General features: G+C 62.1%; 19 protein-coding genes. 12 read left to right on the top strand and 7 right to left on the bottom strand.

Features of this window, described 5'->3' with window-relative positions; genetic code table 11:
- Positions 1-21 precede the first annotated feature (21 nt).
- Positions 22-1362 carry a TolC family outer membrane protein gene (locus ACQ4WL_RS07470; protein WP_436509041.1) on the top strand — a complete coding sequence of 447 codons (1341 nt, stop codon included), beginning with the start codon at positions 22-24 and terminating at the stop codon, positions 1360-1362.
- A gap of 69 nt (positions 1363-1431) precedes the next feature.
- On the opposite strand, the gene ACQ4WL_RS07465 is transcribed toward ACQ4WL_RS07470, so the two are convergent.
- Positions 1432-1899 (bottom strand): DMT family transporter, encoded by a 468-nt coding sequence (locus tag ACQ4WL_RS07465; protein WP_436509040.1) that lies wholly within the window; start codon positions 1897-1899, stop codon positions 1432-1434.
- Positions 1900-1991: 92 nt separating this feature from the next.
- Here ACQ4WL_RS07465 and ACQ4WL_RS07460 point away from each other — a divergent pair, with 92 nt between their 5' ends.
- A complete protein-coding gene (locus ACQ4WL_RS07460; protein WP_436509112.1) occupies positions 1992-2897 on the top strand; it encodes a LysR substrate-binding domain-containing protein in 906 nt (301 codons plus the stop codon).
- 4 nt (positions 2898-2901) lie between these two features.
- On the opposite strand, the gene gloA is transcribed toward ACQ4WL_RS07460, so the two are convergent.
- From gloA to ACQ4WL_RS07440, 4 genes are all read right to left on the bottom strand, one after another.
- On the bottom strand, positions 2902-3309 hold the full coding sequence (gloA, locus tag ACQ4WL_RS07455; RefSeq protein WP_010401713.1) for a lactoylglutathione lyase: 408 nt from the start codon (positions 3307-3309) through the stop codon (positions 2902-2904).
- A gap of 124 nt (positions 3310-3433) precedes the next feature.
- The gene (locus ACQ4WL_RS07450) at positions 3434-3856 is read right to left on the bottom strand and encodes an OsmC family protein (RefSeq protein ID WP_436509039.1); all 423 of its coding nucleotides are present in this window, start codon (positions 3854-3856) and stop codon (positions 3434-3436) included.
- A gap of 113 nt (positions 3857-3969) precedes the next feature.
- Positions 3970-5280, bottom strand: a complete 1311-nt coding sequence (locus ACQ4WL_RS07445) for a PQQ-dependent sugar dehydrogenase (protein WP_436509038.1) — start codon at positions 5278-5280, stop codon at positions 3970-3972.
- Between the two features lie 39 nt (positions 5281-5319).
- Positions 5320-5586 (bottom strand): hypothetical protein, encoded by a 267-nt coding sequence (locus ACQ4WL_RS07440; protein ID WP_436509037.1) that lies wholly within the window; start codon positions 5584-5586, stop codon positions 5320-5322.
- Between the two features lie 262 nt (positions 5587-5848).
- Between ACQ4WL_RS07440 and ACQ4WL_RS07435 the strand changes: the two genes are divergently transcribed.
- The 7 genes from ACQ4WL_RS07435 (at position 5849) to can (ending at position 14825) form a co-directional block, all read left to right on the top strand.
- Positions 5849-6820 carry an NAD kinase gene (locus ACQ4WL_RS07435; RefSeq protein ID WP_232730743.1) on the top strand — a complete coding sequence of 324 codons (972 nt, stop codon included), beginning with the start codon at positions 5849-5851 and terminating at the stop codon, positions 6818-6820.
- A gap of 47 nt (positions 6821-6867) precedes the next feature.
- Complete coding sequence (gene recN / locus ACQ4WL_RS07430; RefSeq protein WP_436509036.1) at positions 6868-8535, top strand: DNA repair protein RecN; 1668 nt, start codon at positions 6868-6870, stop codon at positions 8533-8535.
- A gap of 176 nt (positions 8536-8711) precedes the next feature.
- Positions 8712-9821, top strand: coding sequence for a ferrochelatase (gene hemH, locus ACQ4WL_RS07425; protein WP_436509035.1), 1110 nt, complete (start codon positions 8712-8714; stop codon positions 9819-9821).
- A gap of 347 nt (positions 9822-10168) precedes the next feature.
- Positions 10169-10690 carry a nucleotide exchange factor GrpE gene (gene grpE / locus ACQ4WL_RS07420; protein ID WP_436509033.1) on the top strand — a complete coding sequence of 174 codons (522 nt, stop codon included), beginning with the start codon at positions 10169-10171 and terminating at the stop codon, positions 10688-10690.
- A 91-nt stretch (positions 10691-10781) separates the two neighbouring features.
- Positions 10782-12725, top strand: coding sequence for a molecular chaperone DnaK (gene dnaK, locus ACQ4WL_RS07415; RefSeq protein WP_071075291.1), 1944 nt, complete (start codon positions 10782-10784; stop codon positions 12723-12725).
- Positions 12726-12885: 160 nt separating this feature from the next.
- Positions 12886-14019, top strand: a complete 1134-nt coding sequence (gene dnaJ / locus ACQ4WL_RS07410; protein ID WP_010401694.1) for a molecular chaperone DnaJ — start codon at positions 12886-12888, stop codon at positions 14017-14019.
- Between the two features lie 134 nt (positions 14020-14153).
- Positions 14154-14825 carry a carbonate dehydratase gene (gene can, locus ACQ4WL_RS07405; protein WP_131685712.1) on the top strand — a complete coding sequence of 224 codons (672 nt, stop codon included), beginning with the start codon at positions 14154-14156 and terminating at the stop codon, positions 14823-14825.
- Between the two features lie 18 nt (positions 14826-14843).
- Here can and ACQ4WL_RS07400 read toward each other — a convergent pair whose 3' ends face one another.
- Both ACQ4WL_RS07400 and ACQ4WL_RS07395 read right to left on the bottom strand, forming a co-directional pair.
- Positions 14844-15329, bottom strand: a complete 486-nt coding sequence (locus ACQ4WL_RS07400) for a tetratricopeptide repeat protein (RefSeq protein WP_436509032.1) — start codon at positions 15327-15329, stop codon at positions 14844-14846.
- A 221-nt stretch (positions 15330-15550) separates the two neighbouring features.
- A complete protein-coding gene (locus tag ACQ4WL_RS07395) occupies positions 15551-16444 on the bottom strand; it encodes an HTH-type transcriptional regulator ArgP (RefSeq protein WP_436509031.1) in 894 nt (297 codons plus the stop codon).
- A gap of 138 nt (positions 16445-16582) precedes the next feature.
- Between ACQ4WL_RS07395 and ACQ4WL_RS07390 the strand changes: the two genes are divergently transcribed.
- The 3 genes from ACQ4WL_RS07390 (at position 16583) to ACQ4WL_RS07380 (ending at position 21643) form a co-directional block, all read left to right on the top strand.
- The gene (locus ACQ4WL_RS07390; protein ID WP_436509030.1) at positions 16583-19012 is read left to right on the top strand and encodes a penicillin-binding protein 1A; all 2430 of its coding nucleotides are present in this window, start codon (positions 16583-16585) and stop codon (positions 19010-19012) included.
- 4 nt (positions 19013-19016) lie between these two features.
- Positions 19017-19640 carry a trimeric intracellular cation channel family protein gene (locus ACQ4WL_RS07385; protein ID WP_436509029.1) on the top strand — a complete coding sequence of 208 codons (624 nt, stop codon included), beginning with the start codon at positions 19017-19019 and terminating at the stop codon, positions 19638-19640.
- Positions 19641-19747: 107 nt separating this feature from the next.
- Positions 19748-21643 (top strand): beta-propeller domain-containing protein, encoded by a 1896-nt coding sequence (locus tag ACQ4WL_RS07380; protein ID WP_436509028.1) that lies wholly within the window; start codon positions 19748-19750, stop codon positions 21641-21643.
- The last annotated feature ends 34 nt before the right edge of the window (positions 21644-21677 follow it).

The raw sequence follows: 21677 nt of genomic DNA, 5'->3' as shown, positions 1-21677 counted from the left end.
CGACTCCAACGGAGAAATGCAATGCGGAAACCCCTTATCGCCGTGCTGATGACCAGCGCCTTTGTCTCGATGACATGCTCGCTGCAAGCGCAGGCGGCCGATCTCATCCAGGTGTACCAGCAGGCGCTGGCCAATGACGCACAGTATGCCAGCGCGCGCGCGGCCCTGTCGGCCGGGATGGAGCGGGTTCCGCAAGGGTTGGCAGGCTTGCTGCCGCAGATCTCTGCGTCGGGCAGCAATACGCGCGGCAATACCGAGCAGATCGTCCAGAACAATGGCGGCAACAAGATCACCTCGCCGTCCGTTAACGTCCGTACGAACAGCTACAACCTGACCCTGGCGCAACCGCTGTTCCGCTGGGACCGTTGGGAAACCTATCAGCAAAGCAAACTGGCGCAAGCGATCGCCGAAGCGCAATTTGCGCAAGTCCAGCAAGACTTGATCACCCGCGTGGCGCAGGCGTATTTCGACGTGCTGAGCGCGCAGGACAACCTGGGCGCCACGCAGGCGCAAAAAGTCGCCACGACGGAGCAGCTGGCATCGGCCAAGCGCAATTTCGAAGTCGGCACGCAAACGATTACCGACACGCACGAAGCGCAAGCGGCCTACGACCTGGTGGTGGCGCAGGAATTTTCCGCCATCAATGACCTGGCCAACAAGCGCAGCGCCCTGCAAACCATCATCGGCGAGGCGCCAACGAATCTGGCGCCGATGCGCACGGGCGTGGTCATCAGCGCGCCCGAACCGGCTGCCATTGAGCCGTGGGTGTCGTCCGCCGAAGAGCAGAACTATGGCGTCGTCACGGCCCAGTTCAACGTGGAATCGGCCAAGCGCGACATCGGCCGCAACCGCGCCGGCCACTACCCGACCCTGGACCTGATCGCCAACACGGGCCATAGCTACACCTCCGGTGGCGGTAATGGCAACGGCAATAACAACAATGCCATCGGCGTGCAGTGGAGCATCCCGATCTTCAGCGGCTTTGCCGTCACCAGCAAGGTGCGTGAATCGATCGCGCTGGAAAACAAGGCCCGCAACGACCTGGAAACGGCACGCCGCACGGCGTCGCAAGGCGCGCGCCAGGCTTTCCTCGGCGTCAACAGCGGCCTGGCGCAAGTCAAGGCGCTGGAAGCGGCGGAAGTGTCGAGCAAATCGGCGCTGGAGTCGAACCAGCTCGGCTACCAGGTGGGCGTGCGCATCAATATCGACGTCTTGAATGCGCAGAAACAATTGTTCTCGACGCAAAAAGACTTGTCGAAAGCCCGCTACGACACGATCATGAACGGCTTGCGCCTGAAGGCGGCGGCCGGCACTCTGAAGGAAACGGACTTGATGCCAGTGAACGCCTTGCTCGACAAGTAAGCGCGGCCTTGCTGAAAATTAAAACCAGCACCGGTAGCGGCGCTGGTTTTTTTTCGTCTGGAAGTGTTTTCACATGGTCCGGCTGTTGGCGATCTGTGTGAGCACGACACCGGCCACCACCAGGCCCGCGCCCGCCCAGTGCAGCGGAAAAATATGCTTGACGGCAAAGCCCAGCAAGCCGTAGCGGTCGATGGCCAGCGCGGCCAGCATTTGTCCACCGATGACGGCAGCCATGAAGGGGCCGGAACCCATGCGCGGCGCCAGCATCAGCGCCGCCGTAATATAAAACACGCCGGCCGCGCCGCCCAGCCAGGACCAGCCGGGTCCGCGCACGGCGAGGTGGAAATCGGGCGCCGGCACGCGCCAGACCAGCATCACCAGCGACGCCAGCACGGCGCTGACGGCCAGCGAGGCGAGGGTAGCCCACAGCGGGTGGCCCAGGTTGCGGCCCAGCGCGGCATTCGCGCCCGCCTGGAAAGGGACGACGGCGCCGGCCAGCATGGCCAGTGGGGCAAATACGGTAATCCATCCATGCATGTGTGACTCCATCTCTTTGAGTTGATGGCGTCATCGTATTATGCAGTCATGATTAAATCCAATTCGTAATTTGTCATTAAACTATGCACCAAATAAATAATCTGCGCGCCGTCGATTTGAACCTGCTGGTGATCCTGGAAGCGCTGCTCAGCGAACGCCATTTGTCGCGCGCGGCCGAACGCTTGCACATGAGCCAGCCTGCCGTCAGCCATGCGCTGGCACGCTTGCGCCACTTGCTCGACGATCCCCTGCTGTTGCGCGGCAAGGGTGGCTTCCAGCCCACGGCGCGCGCGCTGGCGCTGGCGCGGCCGCTGGCCGAGGCCCTGCAAAGCGTGCGCTCCGTGCTGGGCGGCGCCGTCTTTGAGGCGGCCACGGCGCAGCGCGTGTTTCGCCTGGCCATGTCGGATTACGGCGCGGCGTTGATCTTGCCCGCTTTGCTGCGCCGCTTGCGCGTGGAAGCGCCCGGCATCGACCTGGCCGTCAGCTATGCCAGCCGTTCTGCCGTGGTGGCCGGTGTGCAGGATGGCGAGATCGACCTGGCGCTGGGCGTGTTCCCGCAATTGCCCGAGCAGTTACACAGGGAAACCTTGTTTGAGGAAACGTTCGTGTGCGCGCTCGATCCGGCCAGTTTGGCAGATGGTGAAACATTGAGTTTGGAGACCTATCTGGCGCGCCCGCATGTACTGGTGGCGTCCAGCGAGGGTGGCATGGCCGCCGAAGTCGACGCGGCCCTGGCCCAGCTGGGCCAGACGCGCCGCATCGCCGTGCGCGTGCCGTATTGGACTGTGGCACCGGATGTCGTGCTGGGGACGGACATGATCCTGACGGTGGCGCAGCGGGCCCTGCGCGGCAGCGCGGCGCAGGGGCTGGCACAGCATGCTGCGCCATTTGCCATCGCGCCATTTGCGTTTGAAGTGATACGACACCGCCGCACAGACGGCGATGCGGGGATAGCCTGGCTGCGCGCGGCCATTGCACAGGCCACCGAGCCAGGCTGAGGAATTACAGGCCGCCGCCCTGGCCGTCGAACTTGCGTTCGATCAATTCGATCTTGTAGCCATCCGGATCGGTGATGAAGGCGATGACCGTGTTGCCGCCCTTGACGGGGCCCGGTTCGCGCGTGACGTTGCCGCCATTCGCGCGTGCCGCGTCGCAAGCGGCGACGATGTCGTCGGCCGAGATGGCGATGTGGCCATACGCCGTGCCCAGCTCGTAGCTGGTGGTGCCATAGTTATACGTCAGTTCCAGTTCCGCATGGTCGGGATTCGAGCCGTAGCCGACGAAGGCCAGCGTGTACTGGTATTCCGGGTTGTCGCTGGTGCGCAGCAACTTCATGCCCAGGACCTTGGTGTAAAAATCGATGGAGCGCTGCAGGTCGCCGACCCGTAACATGGTGTGCAAAATACGCATCGTGAATCCTTGATGATGATGGGGGAATGGCAGGATTTTATGCGCTTTATGGCTTTCTTGCCGAGACCGCCCCGGCTGCCCTGGTGCAGGACAGCAGCGGACGGTGACGTTCGTGCCCCTGGATTTACTCCAGATGGGCGTCCAGCGTGATTTCCGTGGCCAGCAACTTGGACACCGGGCAGCCCAGCTTGGCGCGCAGGGCCGCATCCTGGAACGCTTCGTCGGTGGCGCCGGGAATGGTGGCCACCAGCGTCAGGTGCACGGCCGTGATGGCATAGCTGCCATCGATTTTTTCCAGGCTGACATCGGCCGTGGTTTTCAGGGCCGTGGCGTGCAGGCCCGCCTCGCCCAGCTGGCCGGACAGGGCCATGGTGAAGCAGGCGGCATGGGCGGCGCCGATCAATTCTTCCGGATTGCTGCCGGGACCGTCTTCGAAGCGCGTGTTGAAACCATATGCCACGTTGTCGAGCGCGCCGCTTTGGGTCGAAATAAACCCTTTGCCATCTTTAAGGCCGCCACTCCAGACGGCTGATCCTGTTTTTTTCATGATGTACTCCTTGCGTGGTTTGAGCGTCCATCATGCGCGCCCCGCCCTTGCGCTTCCGTTCGTTGCGTCACACAGGGGGCGCATGCAGGGGCGTATGCGCGGCGCGAGTACGCTCACGGCGCCGGCGTCACGCGCCAGATGACATTGCCCACGTCGTCTGCCACCAGCAGCGCGCCCGCCTTGTCGACGGCCACGCCGACGGGGCGCCCTTGCGCCTTGCCGTTCTCGTCCAGGAAACCGCTGACGACATCCTGCGGCGGGCCGCTGGGCAGGCCATTGGCGAAGGGCACATGGATGACTTTATAGCCGCTGAAGGGCTTGCGGTTCCATGAGCCGTGCTGGCCGATGAAGGCGCCGCCCCGGTAGCGGGCGGGCAGCAAGGTGCCGTCATAAAACGCCAGTCCCAGCGAGGCCGTGTGCGCGCCCAGCGCGTAGTCGGGCGCAATGGCGGTGGCCACCAGTTCGGGGCGCGGCGGCTTGACCCGCGCATCGACGTGCTGGCCGAAATAACTGTAGGGCCAGCCATAGAAGGCGCCTTCCTTGACGGACGTCATGTAGTCGGGCACCAGGTCGTTGCCCAGCTCGTCGCGTTCATTGACGGCCGTCCACAGGGCGCCCGTTTTGGGTTGCCAGGCCATGCCGTTCGGATTGCGCAAGCCCGTGGCGTACACGCGTGCCTTGCCCGTCGCCCGCGTGACTTGCCAGATGGCGGCACGGCCGTCTTCGGCCGCCATGCCGTTTTCGCCCACATTGCTGTTCGAGCCGACGGAAACATAGAGAAATTTGCCGTCGGCGCTGGCGACGACGTTCTTGGTCCAGTGGTGATTGATGGGTCCGCCCGGCAAATCCATCACCTTCACGCCTGGCGCCGTGATGGCCGTCTGCCCGGCGACGTAAGGAAAGCGCAGCAGCGCATCGGCGTTGGCGATATACAGCTCGTTGCCGACCAGGGCCATGCCGAACGGCGAGTTCAGTCCTTGCAGGAACACGCTACGCGTCTGCGCCACGCCATTCGCATCGATGCCGCGCAGCAAGGTAATCCGGTTGGCGCTGGGCGTGGCGGCACCCGCCTTTTTCATTTGCATCTGCATGATGGCGCCCTTGATGCCCTTGCTGTCATCGGGTTTCGGCGGGGCATTCGTTTCCGCCACCAGCACGTCGCCATTCGGCAGCACATACAGCCAGCGCGGATGGTCGAGGTCGCGCGCATACGCATGGATGGCCAGGCCCGCCGCGACGACGGGGCGCTGCGTGGCCGTCCAGCGCTGCACGGGCGCCACCTTGACGGTGGGAATGAATTGCTTGTCTGGCGCGGGCAGGGCGGGTTGCGGGCCAAAGCCGACGGGCATGGCGGGCGCCTGGGCATGGGCGAGCGTAGTGCTGCAGGCGGCTGCCAGCAGGAATGAACAGACGTAGCGGTGCATGGCGTACTCCGGAAAAGAAGTAGTGCGTGAGGGTTAGAGTCAGCGCGCCTTCTTTGGTTCCAGCTGCGCGTCGGGACGGGCCTGCTGCGGCGCGGCGGGCTTGACCTTTTCCACGCCGGGCTGGGCGTGGCGGTCCGTATCGACCAGGCCCTGTTCCAGGTCGCTGGCCGCCTGCTGCATGATTTTGCGCGGACGCACGTCTTGCGCATCGGGCGATTCATCGCGCTCGTGTGGCAGGCGGTCGACACCGTCATTTTTGACTTTTTCATCGGTATTGATCTTGCGTTCACTTGGTGGGGTACGCATATGGCCTCCTGACAGTAACGTTGACGTGGCACCAGTGTCCCGCCGCGGCAGTCCGTGTGCAAGCGGATTTGTCCCAGCTGGGAGCGCTGGCGCACGCATGGACGATTCTTTTTCTGCGCTACACTGCGTGCAACACCAAGAACACCCCTTGCAGGCAAACAGCAGCCGCACTATACTGTGCATATATACAGTATCATGCGATGGCGGCGTGCGACGCGACAGCCTGGGGCGGCTTGCCACTGAATTCACTTGCGAGACTCTTATGCCCGTCGATACACACGCCGAACAGCGTGCCGAACAGCCAGCCGCGACCTTGCCAGCCCCGGGCGAGCGCTTCAACCTGGGCGCCAAGACCATTGCCCTGGTCGTGCGCCAGAATACGGATGGCATTGCCGAGCCCGTTAAAAGCATCGTCGATTTCCTGCAAGTGCTGGGCCACACGGTGGTCTTTGAGGCGGAGACGGCCGCGCATCTGAACCTGGCGTTTCCCGGCGTGCGTGCCATGTCTCCGGCCGAGATCGGCGCCGCCGCCGATTGCGCCATCGTCATGGGCGGTGATGGCACCATGCTGGGCATTGCGCGCCAGCTGGCGCCATTCGACGTCCCCTTGATCGGTATCAATCAGGGGCGCTTGGGTTTCATGACGGATATCCCGCTCGAGCGCATGCTGCCCGTGCTGGCGCAAATTCTTGGTGGCCGTTTCAAGGCCGAACGCCGCACCTTGCTCGAAGGCAGTGTGCTGCGCGATGGCGAGTCGATTCACGTGGGCATGGCCGTCAACGATGTCGTCGTCTCGCGCGGGGGCGGCGCCGGCATGGCCGAATTGCGCGTCGAAGTCGATGGTCACTTCATGTACAACCAGCGTTCGGATGGCTTGATCATTTCCACCCCCACGGGCTCGACCGCGTACTCGCTGTCGGCCGGCGGCCCCTTGCTGCATCCGACCCTGGGCGGCATCGTGCTCGTGCCGATCGCCCCGCATGCGCTGTCGAACCGGCCCATCGTCCTGCCCGACTCCAGCCAGATCGTCGTGGAAATCGTGCGCGGGCGCGATATCAGCGTCAATTTCGACATGCAGACCTTTGCCAGCCTGGTGCAGCAAGACCGCATCCTCATCCGCCGTTCGCCGCACACGATTACCTTCCTGCATCCGGAAGGGTGGAGTTACTACAACACCCTGCGTGAAAAATTGCACTGGAATGAGTACCCGTCGGGCGAGGGCAAGCTCAGCTAACATTTTCTCCACGCTAACCCGCGGCACGCCGCCTAACCACAGAAGCCATGCTCCATACACTGTCCATTCGCGATTTTGTCATTGTCGATACCATTGAACTGGAATTTTCCGCCGGCTTCAGCGTGCTGACGGGGGAGACGGGCGCCGGCAAGTCCATCCTCATCGATGCGCTGACCCTGGCGCTGGGCGGACGCGGCGACGCCAGCGTGGTGCGCGAAGGCGCGGCCAAGGCCGACATCACGGCCGATTTTTCCGTCAGCGAGGTGGCGCAGGCCTGGCTGGTCGCCAACGAATTTTCCAACGACGAGGGCGGCGCCCTGCTGCGCCGCGTGATCGACAATGCGGGCCGCTCGAAGGCGTATATCAACGGCATCCCCGCCACGGCCGCGCAGTTGCGCGAACTGGGCGATATGCTGGTCGATATCCACGGCCAGCACGCGCACCAGTCGCTGCTGAAAAGCGAGGCGCAGCGCGCCCTGCTCGACGGCCAGGCGACGGCGCGCGAAGCGGGCGTGGAGCAGGATGCGCGGCAGGTGGCAGCGCTGCACAAGCGCTGGCGCGCCCTCGTGCGCCAGCGCGAAGAATTCGAAACGAATGCCGCCAACGTGCTGTACGAGCGCGAACGCCTGGAATGGCAAGTGGGCGAACTGGAAAAGCTGGCTGCCAAGCCCGGCGAGTGGACGGAGATCACGAACGAGCACAGCCGCCTGTCGCACGCGGCCAGCCTGCTGGAAGGGGCGCAGGAAGCGCTGTCCCTCATTTCCGAGTCGGAAGACCACCCCATCGTGTCGCAACTGTCGGCCTTGAACCAGAAGCTGGGCAAGCTGGTGTCCGTGGATGCGGAATTGCAGCCTATCGTCGACCTGATCGAATCGTCGCGCATCCAGCTGCAGGAATCCGTGTACGCGCTGAACAACTACCTGGACCGCGTGGAACTGGATCCGGAACGCCTGCACCAGCTCGACGCGCGCATGGAAGCCATGCACAGCACGGCCCGCAAATTCCGCGTCACGCCCGAAGAATTGCCAGAGGAACACGCCAAGCTGTCGGAAAAGCTGCAGCACCTGGCCGACGCTTCCGATATCGAAGGCTTGTTGCGCCAGGAAGCGAAGATCGAAGCGGAATACCGCGTCGTAGCGGGCCGCCTGTCGGCCACGCGCCAGGCGGCGGCAGTGGAGCTGGGGCACGCCGTCACGCGCGCCATGCAGGAACTGAGCATGACGGGCGGCAGCTTCGAGATCGCCCTGCACCCGTGCGTACCGGCCGCCCACGGGCTCGAGCAAGTGGAATTCCTCGTTGCCGGCCATGCGGGCACGGCACCCCGTTCGCTGGCCAAAGTGGCGTCCGGCGGCGAACTGGCGCGCATCGCACTGGCCATTTCCGTCATCACCTCGCACGCCACCACCACGCCGACCCTGATCTTCGACGAGGTCGACAGCGGCATCGGCGGCGCCGTCGCCGAAGTCGTCGGGCGTCTATTGAAACGCCTGGGGCAGGGACGCCAGGTGCTGTGCGTGACCCACTTGCCGCAAGTGGCCAGCCAGGCCAATCAGCATTTCCAGGTGGCAAAAAGCACCTTGGATAATGGCAAGACGGCGTCGCGCATCGACATGCTCGATGCCAAGGCCCGCGTGGAAGAAGTGGCGCGCATGCTGGGTGGCCTGGAAATCACGGCCACTACGCGCAAGCATGCGCGTGAACTGCTGGCGATTTGATTCGTGGCTGGGGGCAGACCGGGGTCAGACCCGCCGAAATCTGGGGTCAGACCCCCGGATGCGTTAGCGCTGAGCTTGACGTTAGCGGCATTGAGGGTCTGACCCCAGCGCTTCGTCATTAACTCAATGCAACTATAATAACTGGCTAATCCATCCAACGTCTTCGAAGAGCTTTCATGTCATTTCAAATAGAACCGCCGTACACGCATGGCAGCATCGACCGCAGCGCCGTGGTGCTGGTCAACCTGGGCACGCCCGATGCGCCGACCTCGTCGGCCGTGCGGCGTTACCTGAAGCAATTTTTGTCGGATCCGCGCGTGGTGGAGATTCCCCGCGTCGTCTGGTGGTTCATCCTGAACCTGATTATTTTGCCATTTCGCTCTGGCCAGTCGGCCAAGAAATATGCATCGATCTGGACACGCGAGGGTTCGCCCCTGAAAGTGCATACGCAAAAGCAGGCCAAATTGCTGGCCGGCGCCCTGGCCGAGCGTGGCCACGACGGCGTCACAGTGGCCATGGCCATGCGCTACGGTTCGCCTTCCCTGCCCGAAGTACTGGCCAGGCTGAAAAGCGAAGGCTGCGAGCGCATCGCCATCCTGCCAGCCTATCCGCAATACTCGGGCCCGACGACCGGTTCCATCTACGACGCCGTGTTTGCCCATTACGCCACGGTGCGCAATGTGCCGGAATTGCGCTTTATTAAGCAGTATCACGAGCACGACACGTATATCGACGCCTTGCGCGATTCCGTGTTGAATCACTGGGAAGCGCATGGCCGTCCGGAAAAACTGGTGATGAGTTTTCATGGCGTGCCCAAGCGCACCTTGCTGCTGGGCGACCCGTATCACTGCCAATGCCTGAAGACGGCGCGATTGCTGGCGGAAAAGTTAAAGTTAAGCAAAGAGCAATACGTGGTGACCTTCCAGTCGCGCTTTGGCAAGGCCGAATGGCTGCAGCCGTACACGGCCCCCACCTTGGTGGCGCTAGCGCAACAGGGCGTCAAGCGCGTCGACCTGCTGTGTCCGGGCTTTACCAGCGATTGCCTGGAAACGCTGGAAGAGATCGCCATGGAAGCCAAACATGATTTCGAAACGGCCGGCGGCCAGAAGTTTCACTACATCGCTTGCCTGAACGAAACGCCAGCGTGGATCGCAGGCATGGCGGAAATTGCCGAACAGCACATGATTGGCTGGCCGACGATGAAGACGGCGCCGCAGCGCGAAGCGGACAAGAAAGCGGGCGAGCTGGCGCGCCTGACTGCCCTGGCGTTGGGCGCGACGAATTAATAGGTATTATTTTTTACGCAATAAAAAGCCGCGCTTGCGCGGCTTTGTCATGTCCGGCGTGAGCAAGGCACTATCCAGATTGCAACGCTGCCAATGGCGATGGCTGTGGCGGGGGCTGGTAGAATGCCCGCTTTGCCGTGGGAAGCCTGCAAAATCAAGGGGGGCGCGCACGGATCGCTGCCCGAAATAGGAAGTGCTTTGTATTAAGGCGTAACATGGAAGGATGTAATCCCAGGTTTTACCATGAATACCCCTTGAAACAATAGGATATAGCCCCATCTGCCCGTTAGTGTTGTAAAGATAATTAGACTAACTCATTTAAGTCATTGATTGTAGGAGCTTTCTAGATGCAAGATCAGGAAAACCAAGCTATACCAAATCCGCAAGCGGACGCCGCGGCTCCCGCAGAACCTACTTTGGAAGAGCAACTGGCGAGTACCGAAGCGCGTCTTGCAGAGATGCACGATGCCTTCATGCGCGCCAAGGCCGATGGCGAAAATATTCGCCGCCGTGCGCAAGAAGATGTTGCTAAAGCGCATAAATTCGCAGTGGAAAGCTTTGCCGAAGCCATGGTGCCGGTGAAAGACAGCCTGGAAGCGGCGCTGACGGTGGAAGCACCGACCATCGAATCGCTGAAAGAAGGTGTCGAGATGACACTGAAGCAACTGAACGCCGCGTTCGAGCGCAACCGCCTGGTGGAAGTGTTGCCAGTGCAGGGTGAAAAGCTCGATCCGATGAAACACCAGGCCGTTGCCGTGGTGCCAGCGGAGCAGGAAGCCAATACCATCGTGTCAGTCCTGCAAAAGGGCTATATGATTGCGGACCGCCTGCTGCGTCCAGCCATTGTAACGACCGCGCAAGCAAAATAATCAGAGGGCGGCATCAAGCAAGCCTTGAAACCATGCCGCTTTGCCACATATAAGAACCATCTGAAATCTAGCAAATAAAAGGAAAAAAATCATGGGTAGAATTATCGGTATCGATCTGGGAACCACGAATTCCTGCGTTTCCATCATGGAAAACGGTCAACCAAAGGTAATCGAAAACGCTGAAGGCGCACGCACGACGCCGTCGATTATTGCTTATCAAGAAGATGGCGAAATTCTCGTCGGCGCGCCGGCGAAACGCCAGGCCGTGACCAATCCGAAAAACACGCTGTACGCAGTCAAGCGTCTGATCGGTCGCAAGTTCGACGAAAAAGAAGTGCAAAAAGACATCGCCCTGATGCCGTACCAAATCATGAAAGCCGACAACGGCGATGCATGGATCGGCGTACGCGACAAAAAACTGGCGCCGCCACAAATTTCCGCTGAAGTGCTGCGCAAGATGAAGAAAACGGCAGAAGACTACCTCGGTGAAGAAGTTACCGAAGCCGTCATCACCGTGCCTGCGTATTTCAACGACTCGCAGCGTCAAGCGACCAAGGATGCCGGCCGTATCGCTGGTCTGGACGTCAAGCGCATCATCAACGAGCCAACCGCGGCAGCGCTGGCGTTCGGCCTGGACAAGACCGAAAAAGGCGACCGTAAAATCGCCGTGTATGACTTGGGCGGCGGTACGTTCGACGTGTCGATCATCGAAATCGCAGATGTTGATGGCGAGAAACAATTTGAAGTGCTGTCGACCAATGGCGACACCTTCCTGGGCGGCGAAGACTTCGACCAGCGCATCATCGATTACATCATCGACGAGTTCAAGAAGATCAACGGCATCGATCTGAAAAAAGATCCGATCGCTCTGCAGCGCATCAAGGCTTCGGCCGAGCGCGCGAAGATCGAATTGTCGTCGTCGCAACAAACCGAGATCAACGAGCCGTACATCGCCATGGCGAACGGCGCGCCGGTCCACCTGAACCTGAAGATGACCCGCGCCAAGCTGGAGTCGCTGGTGGAAGAACTGATCATCGCGACGATGGAACCATGCCGCATCGCCATCAAAGATGCTGGCGTGAAAGTGTCGGACATCGATGACATTATCCTGGTCGGCGGCATGACGCGTATGCCGAAGGTACAGGAAAAAGTGAAGGAATTCTTCGGCAAAGATCCACGCAAGGACGTGAATCCGGACGAAGCCGTGGCAGTGGGCGCAGCGATTCAAGGTTCGGTCCTGTCGGGCGAACGTAAAGATTTGCTGTTGCTGGACGTCACCCCTCTGTCCCTGGGCATCGAAACCCTGGGCGGCGTGATGACCAAGATGATCCACAAAAACACGACGATTCCGACCAAGTTCAGCCAGGTGTTCTCGACGGCCGACGACAATCAGCCTGCGGTGACCATCAAGGTCTTCCAGGGTGAGCGCGAAATCGCCGCCGGCAACAAAGGCCTGGGTGAATTCAATCTGGAAGGCATTCCACCGTCGTCGCGCGGCACGCCGCAGATCGAAGTGACCTTCGACATCGACGCCAACGGCATCTTGCACGTCGGCGCGAAAGACAAGGCCACCGGCAAGGAAAACAAGATCACGATCAAGGCCAATTCCGGCTTGACCGAGGCTGAAATCCAGAAGATGGTGAAAGACGCCGAGTTGAACGCGGAAGAAGACAAGAAGGTCAAAGAATTGGCCGAGTCGCGCAACCAGGCCGATGCTCTGGTACACTCGACCCGGAAATCCTTGACCGAATACGGCGACAAGCTCGATGCGGGCGAGAAAGAGAAGATCGAAGCGGCGATCACCGACCTGGAAGCAAGCATCAAGGCGGGCGACAAGGCTGAGATCGACACCAAGGTGGCTGCACTGTCGAGCGCATCGCAGAAACTGGGCGAAAAAATGTATGCCGACATGCAAGCGCAGCAAGCTGCCGGCGGCGCGGAAGGTGCACAGCAAGCTGCTGGCGCATCGGACGCAGGCGCCAAGCAAGACGATGTTGTTGACGCTGACTTCAAAGAAGTCAAAGACAGCAAGTAATGTCTTGCGCTCCCATGAACTGGGGGCAGCCGGGCTGAACGCTACATCGCGGGATTAGCCGCGAAGACCGGCCGAGCCGAGTCGTTGCCCAGTGCAGCACTCGACTCGGCTTTTTCGTGTAATTTTTACATCAGTAGATAGACTGCAAGGTGCCGACAACATGGCAAAGCGTGATTTTTACGAGACACTCGGTGTCGCAAAAAATGCTTCGGAAGAAGAGATCAAAAAGTCTTACCGTAAACTGGCGATGAAATACCATCCGGACCGCAATCCGGATAGCAAGGAATCGGAAGAAAAGTTTAAGGAAGTCAAAGAAGCTTACGAAATGCTGACCAATCCGGAAAAGCGCGAAGCGTATGACCGTTATGGTCACGCCGGCGTGGACCCGAACATGGGCGGCGGTGGCGGCTTCGGTGGCGGTGCTGGCGGCTTTGCCGACAGCTTCGGCGATATCTTCGGCGACATCTTTGGTGGTGGTGGTGGACGCAGCCGCAATGCCGGGCCACAGGTGTACCGTGGCGCCGACTTGCGCTACAACCTGGAAATTACACTGGAGCAAGCTGCGCACGGCTTCGACACGACCATCCGCGTGCCGAGCTGGGACAAATGCGACACCTGCCACGGCAGTGGCGCCAAGCCCGGTACTTCGCCGACCACCTGCGGTACTTGCGGTGGTCACGGCCAGGTGCGCATGCAGCAAGGTTTCTTCAGCATCCAGCAAACCTGCCCGAAATGCCATGGCAGCGGCAAGGTCATCACTGACCCCTGCACGCCGTGCGGCGGCGCCGGTCGCATCAAGCGCAACAAGACCCTGGAAGTCAAGATACCAGTGGGTATCGATAACGGCATGCGTATCCGTTCGTCCGGCAACGGCGAACCGGGCACGAATGGCGGTCCGGCGGGCGACCTGTATGTGGAAATCCACATCAAGCCGCACGCCGTGTTCCAGCGCGAAGGCGACGACCTGCATTGCGAAATGCCGATCTCGTTCACCAAGGCGGCCCTGGGTGGCGAAATCGAAGTGCCGACCCTGAACGGCAAAGTGTCGTTTACGATTCCTGAAGGCACCCAGTCGGGCAAGACCTTCCGCCTGAAAGGCAAGGGGATCAAGGGCGTGCGCTCCGGTTACGCAGGCGACCTGTTCTGCCACGTGGCGATCGAGACACCCGTGAAGCTGACGGAAAAACAGAAAGACCTGCTGCGCGACTTTGAAAAGTCGACCACCGAGGGCGGTGCCAAGCACAGTCCGCAAAGCAAGACCTGGAAAGACAAGGTCAAGGATTTTTTTGAGTAAGCACACGTAATACCATGCGCCGGGATGCTTCAACATCCCGGCGTTTTTTTCACTACGACTGAGCAATGTGCGCACATCGCCGGCCTATGGGCGCGATCTGCCTCCCTCAGTCGTGCTTACACAATGGGAGCGATATGACCGAACAGAAAAATGGCCTGGCCCTGGCGGAACTGCTGCAGCGTAACCGCCGCTGGGCCGACTCGATGGTGGCGAAAGACCCTAACTTCTTCAAGAACCTGGAAGCGCAAACGTCGCCCGAATACCTGTGGATCGGCTGCTCCGACAGCCGCGTGCCCGCCAACGAACTGCTGGGCATGGCGCCTGGCGACGTGTTTGTGCACAGAAATATTGCCAACGTGGTCGTGCATTCCGACCTGAACTGCCTGTCCGTCCTGCAATTTGCCGTGGACGTGCTGAAAGTCAAACATGTCATCATCGTCGGCCATTACGGCTGCAAGGGCGTGCATGCGGCCATGACGGGCACGCGCATCGGCCTGGTCGACAACTGGCTGCGCCACGTGCAGGACGTGGGCCAGAAGCACGAACGCTACCTGGGCGACGTGCTGACGAGCCGCCAGCGCGGCGACCGCCTGTGCGAACTGAACGTGGTCGAACAGGTCTTGAACGTGTGCCAGACCACCATCGTGCAAGATGCGTGGGAACGGGGCCAGGAACTCAGCGTCCATGGCTGGGTCTATGGCTTGAAAGATGGCTTGCTGAACGACCTGGAAGTGACGGTCACGGCCGGCCACGAGCTGGCGCCGCGCATGGCGACCCGCCTGGCCCGCTACGAAGCAACGGCATAATCGACGCTGGCGCAGCGCCTATGGCGCCGCGCGCTCCAGGTGGTCCAGATAATCGCCTGCCTCCCGCATGCCTTCCTGCGCCGCCTGGCGTAGCCAGGTCTTGGCCTGGGCAATATCCTGCGGCGTGCCCCGGCCTTCGGCCAGCGCCACGCCATAGTGGTAGCGCGCCAGCCGCGCATAGGCGGCGTCATCATTGGTATGCGCGCCGCGCCGCATCAGCGCCGTCGCCTGCGCCAAGTCCTTCGGCACGCCCACGCCCGTTTCATACAGCTGGGCCAGCCAAATCATCGAATACACATCGTTCCAGCGCCGGATGCAGTCTTCAAAGATGGCGACGGCGGCCGCATGGTCGCCCGTCTTGTCGGCCGCATAGCCGTACAAACACTTGATGCGCTTGTCGCTGTGCACATAGGCTTTGTAGCTGAGATCGCCTTCGTCCTGGTTTTCCTGGGCATGGACGGAGGCAGGGAACAGCAGGGCGAACAGCAGGGCATAGGTGGGCATGGCTTTCCTGGTCAACGATTGAAGATCGGCAGGGTAGATAAGCAAATTGCATGCTAGCGCCATTCCCGGGCAAGGCCGATACTGCTGTGCCATTGCGTGACAGCCGCTGTTGCAGCCTGGCGCAACACGCCGCGCATATCGTCGCAGGGCTGCTGTTGTAAGACATCGGCTTTCGCAGCCTGGAGCGGGCGCCCCTCAAGCGCCAGGGCATGCCGCGACAGCTATTTGAGGATCTTGCGCGCCGCCGCGACGATTTGCCGCGACAGCTGTTCCATGCGCGGCGATTGCACCTTCCACGTGTGCCAGTACAAGGTCACGTCGGCCGGTGTCTTGGGCGTGAGCATTTCCACCAGCTCGCCATCCGTGTTCGCCTTGAGCAGCAGCTCGGGTACCATGCCGTAGCCGAGGCCGTAGCGGATGGCGTTGAAGTGCGAGGTGGCGCCGGGCACGTAATGGCAGGGGTAGGCCCCTTCGGGCAGCCCCAGCGCCTCTTGCAGGAACGACGATTGCAGGGTGTCCTTGCGCGTGTAGGCGACGACGGGCGCCGTGCGCGCCGCCTTGCGCGTCAGGCCGTGCGCGAACCACTGCTGGCGGAACGCGGGCGTGGCCACCAGCCAGTAGCGCATCACGCCCAGCGGCTCGGCCGTGCAGCCGCGCATGGGTTTGGGTTCCGTGCTGATGCAGCCGATGGCCATGCCCGTTTCCAGCAAGGTGTAGGTGTGGTCCTGGTCTTCCACGGTCAGGTCCAGCAGCACGCGCTCACGTATCAGCACCTCGGACAGGGCGGGAAAAAACCAGGTGCCCATCGAATCGGCGTTCAGCGCCAGCACCAGGGTCAGCGGGGCGTCCTGCTGCACCGCCAGCTCCGCCTGCAAGTCCGCTTCCAGCAGCTTGGCGCGTTTCAGATACTGCATCAGGCGCTGACCCATGCGCGTGGCGCGTGCTGGACGGCTGCGCACGATCAAGGCATTGCCCAGCTGGCTTTCCAGCGCCCGCACGCGCTGCGAAATGGCGGGCGAGCTCAGGTGCAGCCGCAGCGCCGCCTGCTCGAAGCTGCCCGTTTCGACGACGGCGCGGAACGCTTCCGTGTGCTTGGGATTGAGATCCATGGTCATTGCCTTGCATAAGAAAAATTTATCAATACTAAATAATACTTACTTTTCATAAGGGTAGGCGTGTTGCAATGCACAATGTCTCTTTGATGGAGTGCCGCGCGCCAGCGTGCGGCCTCCTGGCAGCAAGGGAATACCACCATGGAAGCACAAGCGAACGACACTACCACCCGCAAGTCGCCATCCAGGCTGACGCGCAATCTGAAATTCGGCCTGGGATTGACCCTGGGCCTGGGCTTGTCCCTAGCCCTGACGGGCGGCTGGTGGCTGCGCCAGGCATGGCAGAATTTGCCCGCCGTCGAGCACCTGGCGCAGTACAAGCCTGCGCTGCCCCTGCGCATTTTCTCCAGCGAAGGTGAGCTGCTGGCTGAATACGGCGAAGAGCGCCGCGAATTCTTGCCATTGAAAGATATCCCGCTGCACATGCGCCAGGCCTTGCTGGCCATCGAGGATGCGCGTTTCTACGAGCATGGCGCCGTCGATTTCTATGGCTTGACGCGCGCCACGCTCGCCAACATCGTCACGGGCCATCATGCGCAGGGTGCCAGCACCATCACCATGCAGGTGGCGCGCGACTTTTTCCTGTCGCGCGAAAAGACCGTGCAGCGCAAGCTGACGGAAATGCTGCTCGCCTACAAGCTGGAACAGCACTACGGCAAGGACAAGCTGCTGGAACTGTATATGAACCAGATTTACCTGGGCGAGCGCTCCTACGGCTTTTCCGCCGCTTCGAACATCTATTTCGACAAGCCCCTGGCCGAGGTCAGCATCGCCGAAGCGGCCATGCTGGCGGGCTTGCCGAAGGCGCCGTCGGCCTATAACCCCGTCGCCAATCCGCAGCGCGCCAGCGTGCGCCAGCACTACATCCTGCAGCGCATGCGCGAACTCGGCTACATCACGCCGGCCGAATACGATGCGGCCGTGGCGGAAAAACTGGTCCTGAACAAGGACCGCAACAGCTCCGTGCACGCGGCCGCGTATGCGGTCGAGGAAGCGCGTCAATTGATTTTGCAAAGCTATCCGGAAGGCGCCTACAGCATGGGCCTGGACGTGACGACGACCATCCGCATGGCGCCGCAAATCGCGGCTGACAAGTCGCTGCGCGATGGGCTATTGAATGCGCAGGCGCGGCGTGGCTACCGTGGCCCGGAAGCGCGCCTGCTTACCTCCGCAGACAGCGTGGCGCGCCAGCTGGCCGCCTATCCGGACAGCGGAGAATTACGCGCCGCCCTGGTACGCAAGGTCGAGACGAGCGGCAAGCGCCAGCTGACGGCGCAGCTGCGCAATGGCGACGAGATCGTGCTGACCGCCTCGGATGCGCGCCTGGGCGGCAAGCTGCAATGGGATGGCAAGCGCGCCATCGTCGAGGGCAGCGTGATTCGCGTGGCGCACGACGCGGCAAAGAAGTGCTGGCTGGTGAGCCAGTTGCCCGAGATGGAAGGCGCGCTCATTTCCGTCGAGGCACACAGCGGCGAAATCGTCGCCATGGCGGGCGGCTTCGATTTCTACCGCAATCACTACAACCACGCCACGCAGGCCTACCGCCAGCCCGGTTCCAGCTTCAAGCCCTTCGTGTATTCGGCGGCGCTGGAAAAGGGATATTTTCCCGGCACGGCCGTGGACGATACGCAGCGCCTGCTGCTGCCGCAGGAAACGGGCGCGCGGCCGTGGCGTCCGCGCAATTATGGCAACAACTATGAAGGCTTCATCAGCGTGCGGCGCGGCCTGGTGCGCTCGAAAAACCTGGTGGCCGTCAGCCTGATGCAGGCGGCCGGTCCCGGCTACGTGCAGCGCTACGCCACGCGCTTCGGCTTCGAGGGCGCGCGCAATCCTGTCTCGCTGCCGCTGGCGTTGGGCGCGGGCGCCGTCACGCCGCTGCAGCTGGCGCAGTCGTATGCGGTGTTCGCCAACGGCGGCATGCAGATGCCGCCAAAGCTGATCAAGGAAGTGCGCAGCCGCAGCGGCGTGGTGCTGTTCAGCGATGCGGCGCCACGCGCCAAGAGCGAGCCGGCACCAGGCACGCAAGTCATCTCCACGCGCAATGCCTACGTCATGGACAGCATGCTGCGCGACGTCGTCAAGAGCGGCACGGGACGCGGTGCGCTGGCGCTGGGGCGCGGCGACGCGGCCGGCAAGACGGGCACCTCGAACAATGCCTATGACGCCTGGTTCGCCGGCTATTCTTCGGGCCTGGTCTCCGTCGTATGGCTCGGCTACGACCAGCCGAAAAGCCTGGGCAACGCTACCGGCGGCACCCTGGCTCTGCCCGTCTGGCGCGACTACATGCAGGTGGCAGTGCAAGGCCGGCGCGAACAGGTGCTGGCCGAACCGCCTGGCCTGGCGCTGCTCGATGGCGACTATGTGTATGCCGAATACCTGGCCGGCGATTGCCTGAAGGATAACTTTGCCTTTATCCACAGCAGTGTCGGCTGCGGCAGCGATGGTGCGGACACGCGCATGGCGCACGGTGACGCTGGCAATGGCGGCTCCAGTACGGGCACGAACGAGGCACGCACCCTGAGCGAAGCGCGCGAACGCGAACAAATTCTCAAATCATTTTCGGAAGAGTAAGAGCATGCTGTTATATACGATTTACCTGGTGGCGATTGTCGCCGAAGCGATGTCCGGCGCCATCATGGGCATGCGGCGCGGCATGGATTTGTTCGGCATTTGCATGATCGGCACCGTCACGGCGCTCGGTGGCGGCACCGTGCGCGATGTGCTGCTGGGGCACTATCCGCTGGGCTGGATCGCGCATCCGGAATACCTGTTGTTTACCATCGGCGCGGCCATCGTCACGGCCTTTGTCGCGCGCTACCTGCACCATTTGCGCGCCATTTTCTTGCTGGTCGATGGACTGGGCCTGGTGGCGTTTTGCGTGATCGGCTGCGACATCGCCATGTCGGCCAAGATGCATCCGGCCATCGTCGTGCTGGCGGGGATGATCACGGGCGTCTTTGGCGGCCTGCTGCGCGATATTCTGTGCAACCAGATTCCCCTCGTGCTGCAGCGCGAAGTGTATGCCACAGTGGCGCTGTTTACGGGCGCCCTGTATGTCGGCTTGCTGCACTTCAAGGTCGACAGCGCCGTGGCGCAGCTGGCGTCCATCGGCGCCGGTTTCCTGTTCCGTTTCCTGGCCCTGCACTTCGAGTGGCGCCTGCCCAATTTCAATGGCGACCGCATACGCGGTTTTGAGTAAGCTGAACGCTGCGTGAATATTTTCTGAATATTTTCACGCGCGTTTAACCCCTTTTCCTGCGCTGCTGCGTTTCATGGTTGACACCCCAGCCAACCGGAGAAGAAGCGATGTCCACCGCCCTCAAGATTACATTCATACTGTCCCTGTTGCTGTCGGCAGGCAGCCACGCCGCCGGCACGGCGCCGCGCAAGACCCTGGCGCCGTTCGCCAGCGAGCAGGCCTTGAGCAGCTACCTGCAGCAGTTGCAGGCGCGCCAGGAGGCCCGGCAAAAGGAACAGCAGAAACTGCAGCGCGCCACGGCGCAGTACATGTCGGCGCCGCCTGCCCCTCCCGCTTCTCCTGCACCGATGGCGGCGAAAGCCGCACCGGCAGCATCGGCAGAAGCGGCCGAATCCGTCACCAATGTGCAGACGGCGGGCGTGGACGAGGGCGGCATCGTCAAGCTGCATGGCAAGCACCTGGTGATGCTGCGGCGCGGCAAGCTGTTCACCGTGCAGGTGGGTGGCAATGCCTTGCAGCCTGTGTCGTCGCTCGATGCGTACGCGCCGGGCAGCGATCCGTCGGGCAGCTGGTATGACGAGATGCTGATCGACGGCGATACGCTGGTGGTGATCGGCTACAGCTACAGCCGTGGCGGCACGGAAATCGGCCTGTTCGACATCGATGCAAACGGCAAGCTGGCCTACCGCGCCACGTATCATTTGCGCTCCAACGATTATTACTCGTCGCGTAATTACGCCAGCCGCCTGATCGGCAGCAAACTGGTGTTCTATTCGCCTCTGTCGCTGAACTTGCGCCGGGGCGATCCGTTTGGCGGCTTTCCCGCGCTGCGCCGCTGGCGCCCTGACGCAGTGCCGTCCGACTTCAAGCGCATCGCGCCGGCCACGCGCATCTACCGCACCGATGAAGAACCCGAAACGGGCTTTGCTCTGACCCTGCATACGGTCACCGTGTGCGACCTGGCGCAGCGCGACATGCGCTGCGAAGCGACTGCCGTGATGGGGCCGCAGGGCCGCGTGTTTTATGTGTCGGGCGAATCCGTTTTCGTGTGGACCACGCGCCGCGGCCGCGACTCGGGCGTGTTCCGCATTCCCCTCGATGGCACGGCGCCCAGCGCCCTGAAGGTGGCTGGCGCACCCGTTGACCAGTTCTCGTTCCTGGAAAGCGCTGACGGCCACCTGAACGTGCTGCTGCGCGCCGAAGGCCAGGGCGACGCCATGTGGGATGGCGCGCGGGGCCGGGGCGACATGGCCCTGCTGCGCGTGCTATTGACGTCGTTTTCCGATGGCCGCGACAGTGCGCCCGCGAGCAGCTATCAGCCGCTGCCCGGTGGTGCTGGTTACGGCTTGCAGAACCGCTACGTGGGAGCGTATCTGTTGTACGGCCATCCCGGCAATGCAGGACGCCGTCAGGCGGACCAGGCCTGGCCGCGCCAGCCCCTGTATGCCGTGCGCTGGGCCGATGCGGGCAGCGTACAAGCCTTGTCCCTGCCGCACGGCGTGGAGCGTATCGAGGCGCTGGGCAATGATGCCGTGGTGATCGGCGCGCAGGGCAAGGATCTGCACTTCAGCAGCATCCGCCTGGGGGCGCAGGCAGCGATTGCCACGCGCTACATCCGCGCCGACGCGGCGCAGGGCGAGTCGCGCAGCCACGGCTTTTTCTACAAGCCGCACACGGCCAGCGAGGGTGTGATCGGCCTGCCCATCCTGGGCGCGGACGAGCGGCCAGGCCTCAACAAGTCAGCCGCATCCGTTCTCTATCTGCGCAACAGCGGCTTGCAGTTGACGGAACTGGGCGCGCTGGCGGCGCGGCCAGGCCAAACACCGGACGACGGCTGCCGCGCGTCCTGCGTGGACTGGTACGGCAATGCGCGGCCCCTGTTCCTGCAGGGCCGGGTCTTCGCCTTGCTCGGCTATGAATTGGTGGAAGGGACGCTCAGGGATGGACAGATCCGCGAAGTGCGCCGCGTCAGCTATGCGCCCATTGCGTCCTCTGCACGCTGAAGGCGTAGGGAAATTGTCGCTGCCGCGCAGTTCG

This window comes from Janthinobacterium kochi, from assembly GCF_051380715.1.
Classification (GTDB): Bacteria; Pseudomonadota; Gammaproteobacteria; order Burkholderiales; family Burkholderiaceae_D; genus Janthinobacterium.
Note: the sequence above shows the minus strand (reverse complement) of the source record. Positions and strands in the feature narration are given on the sequence as shown.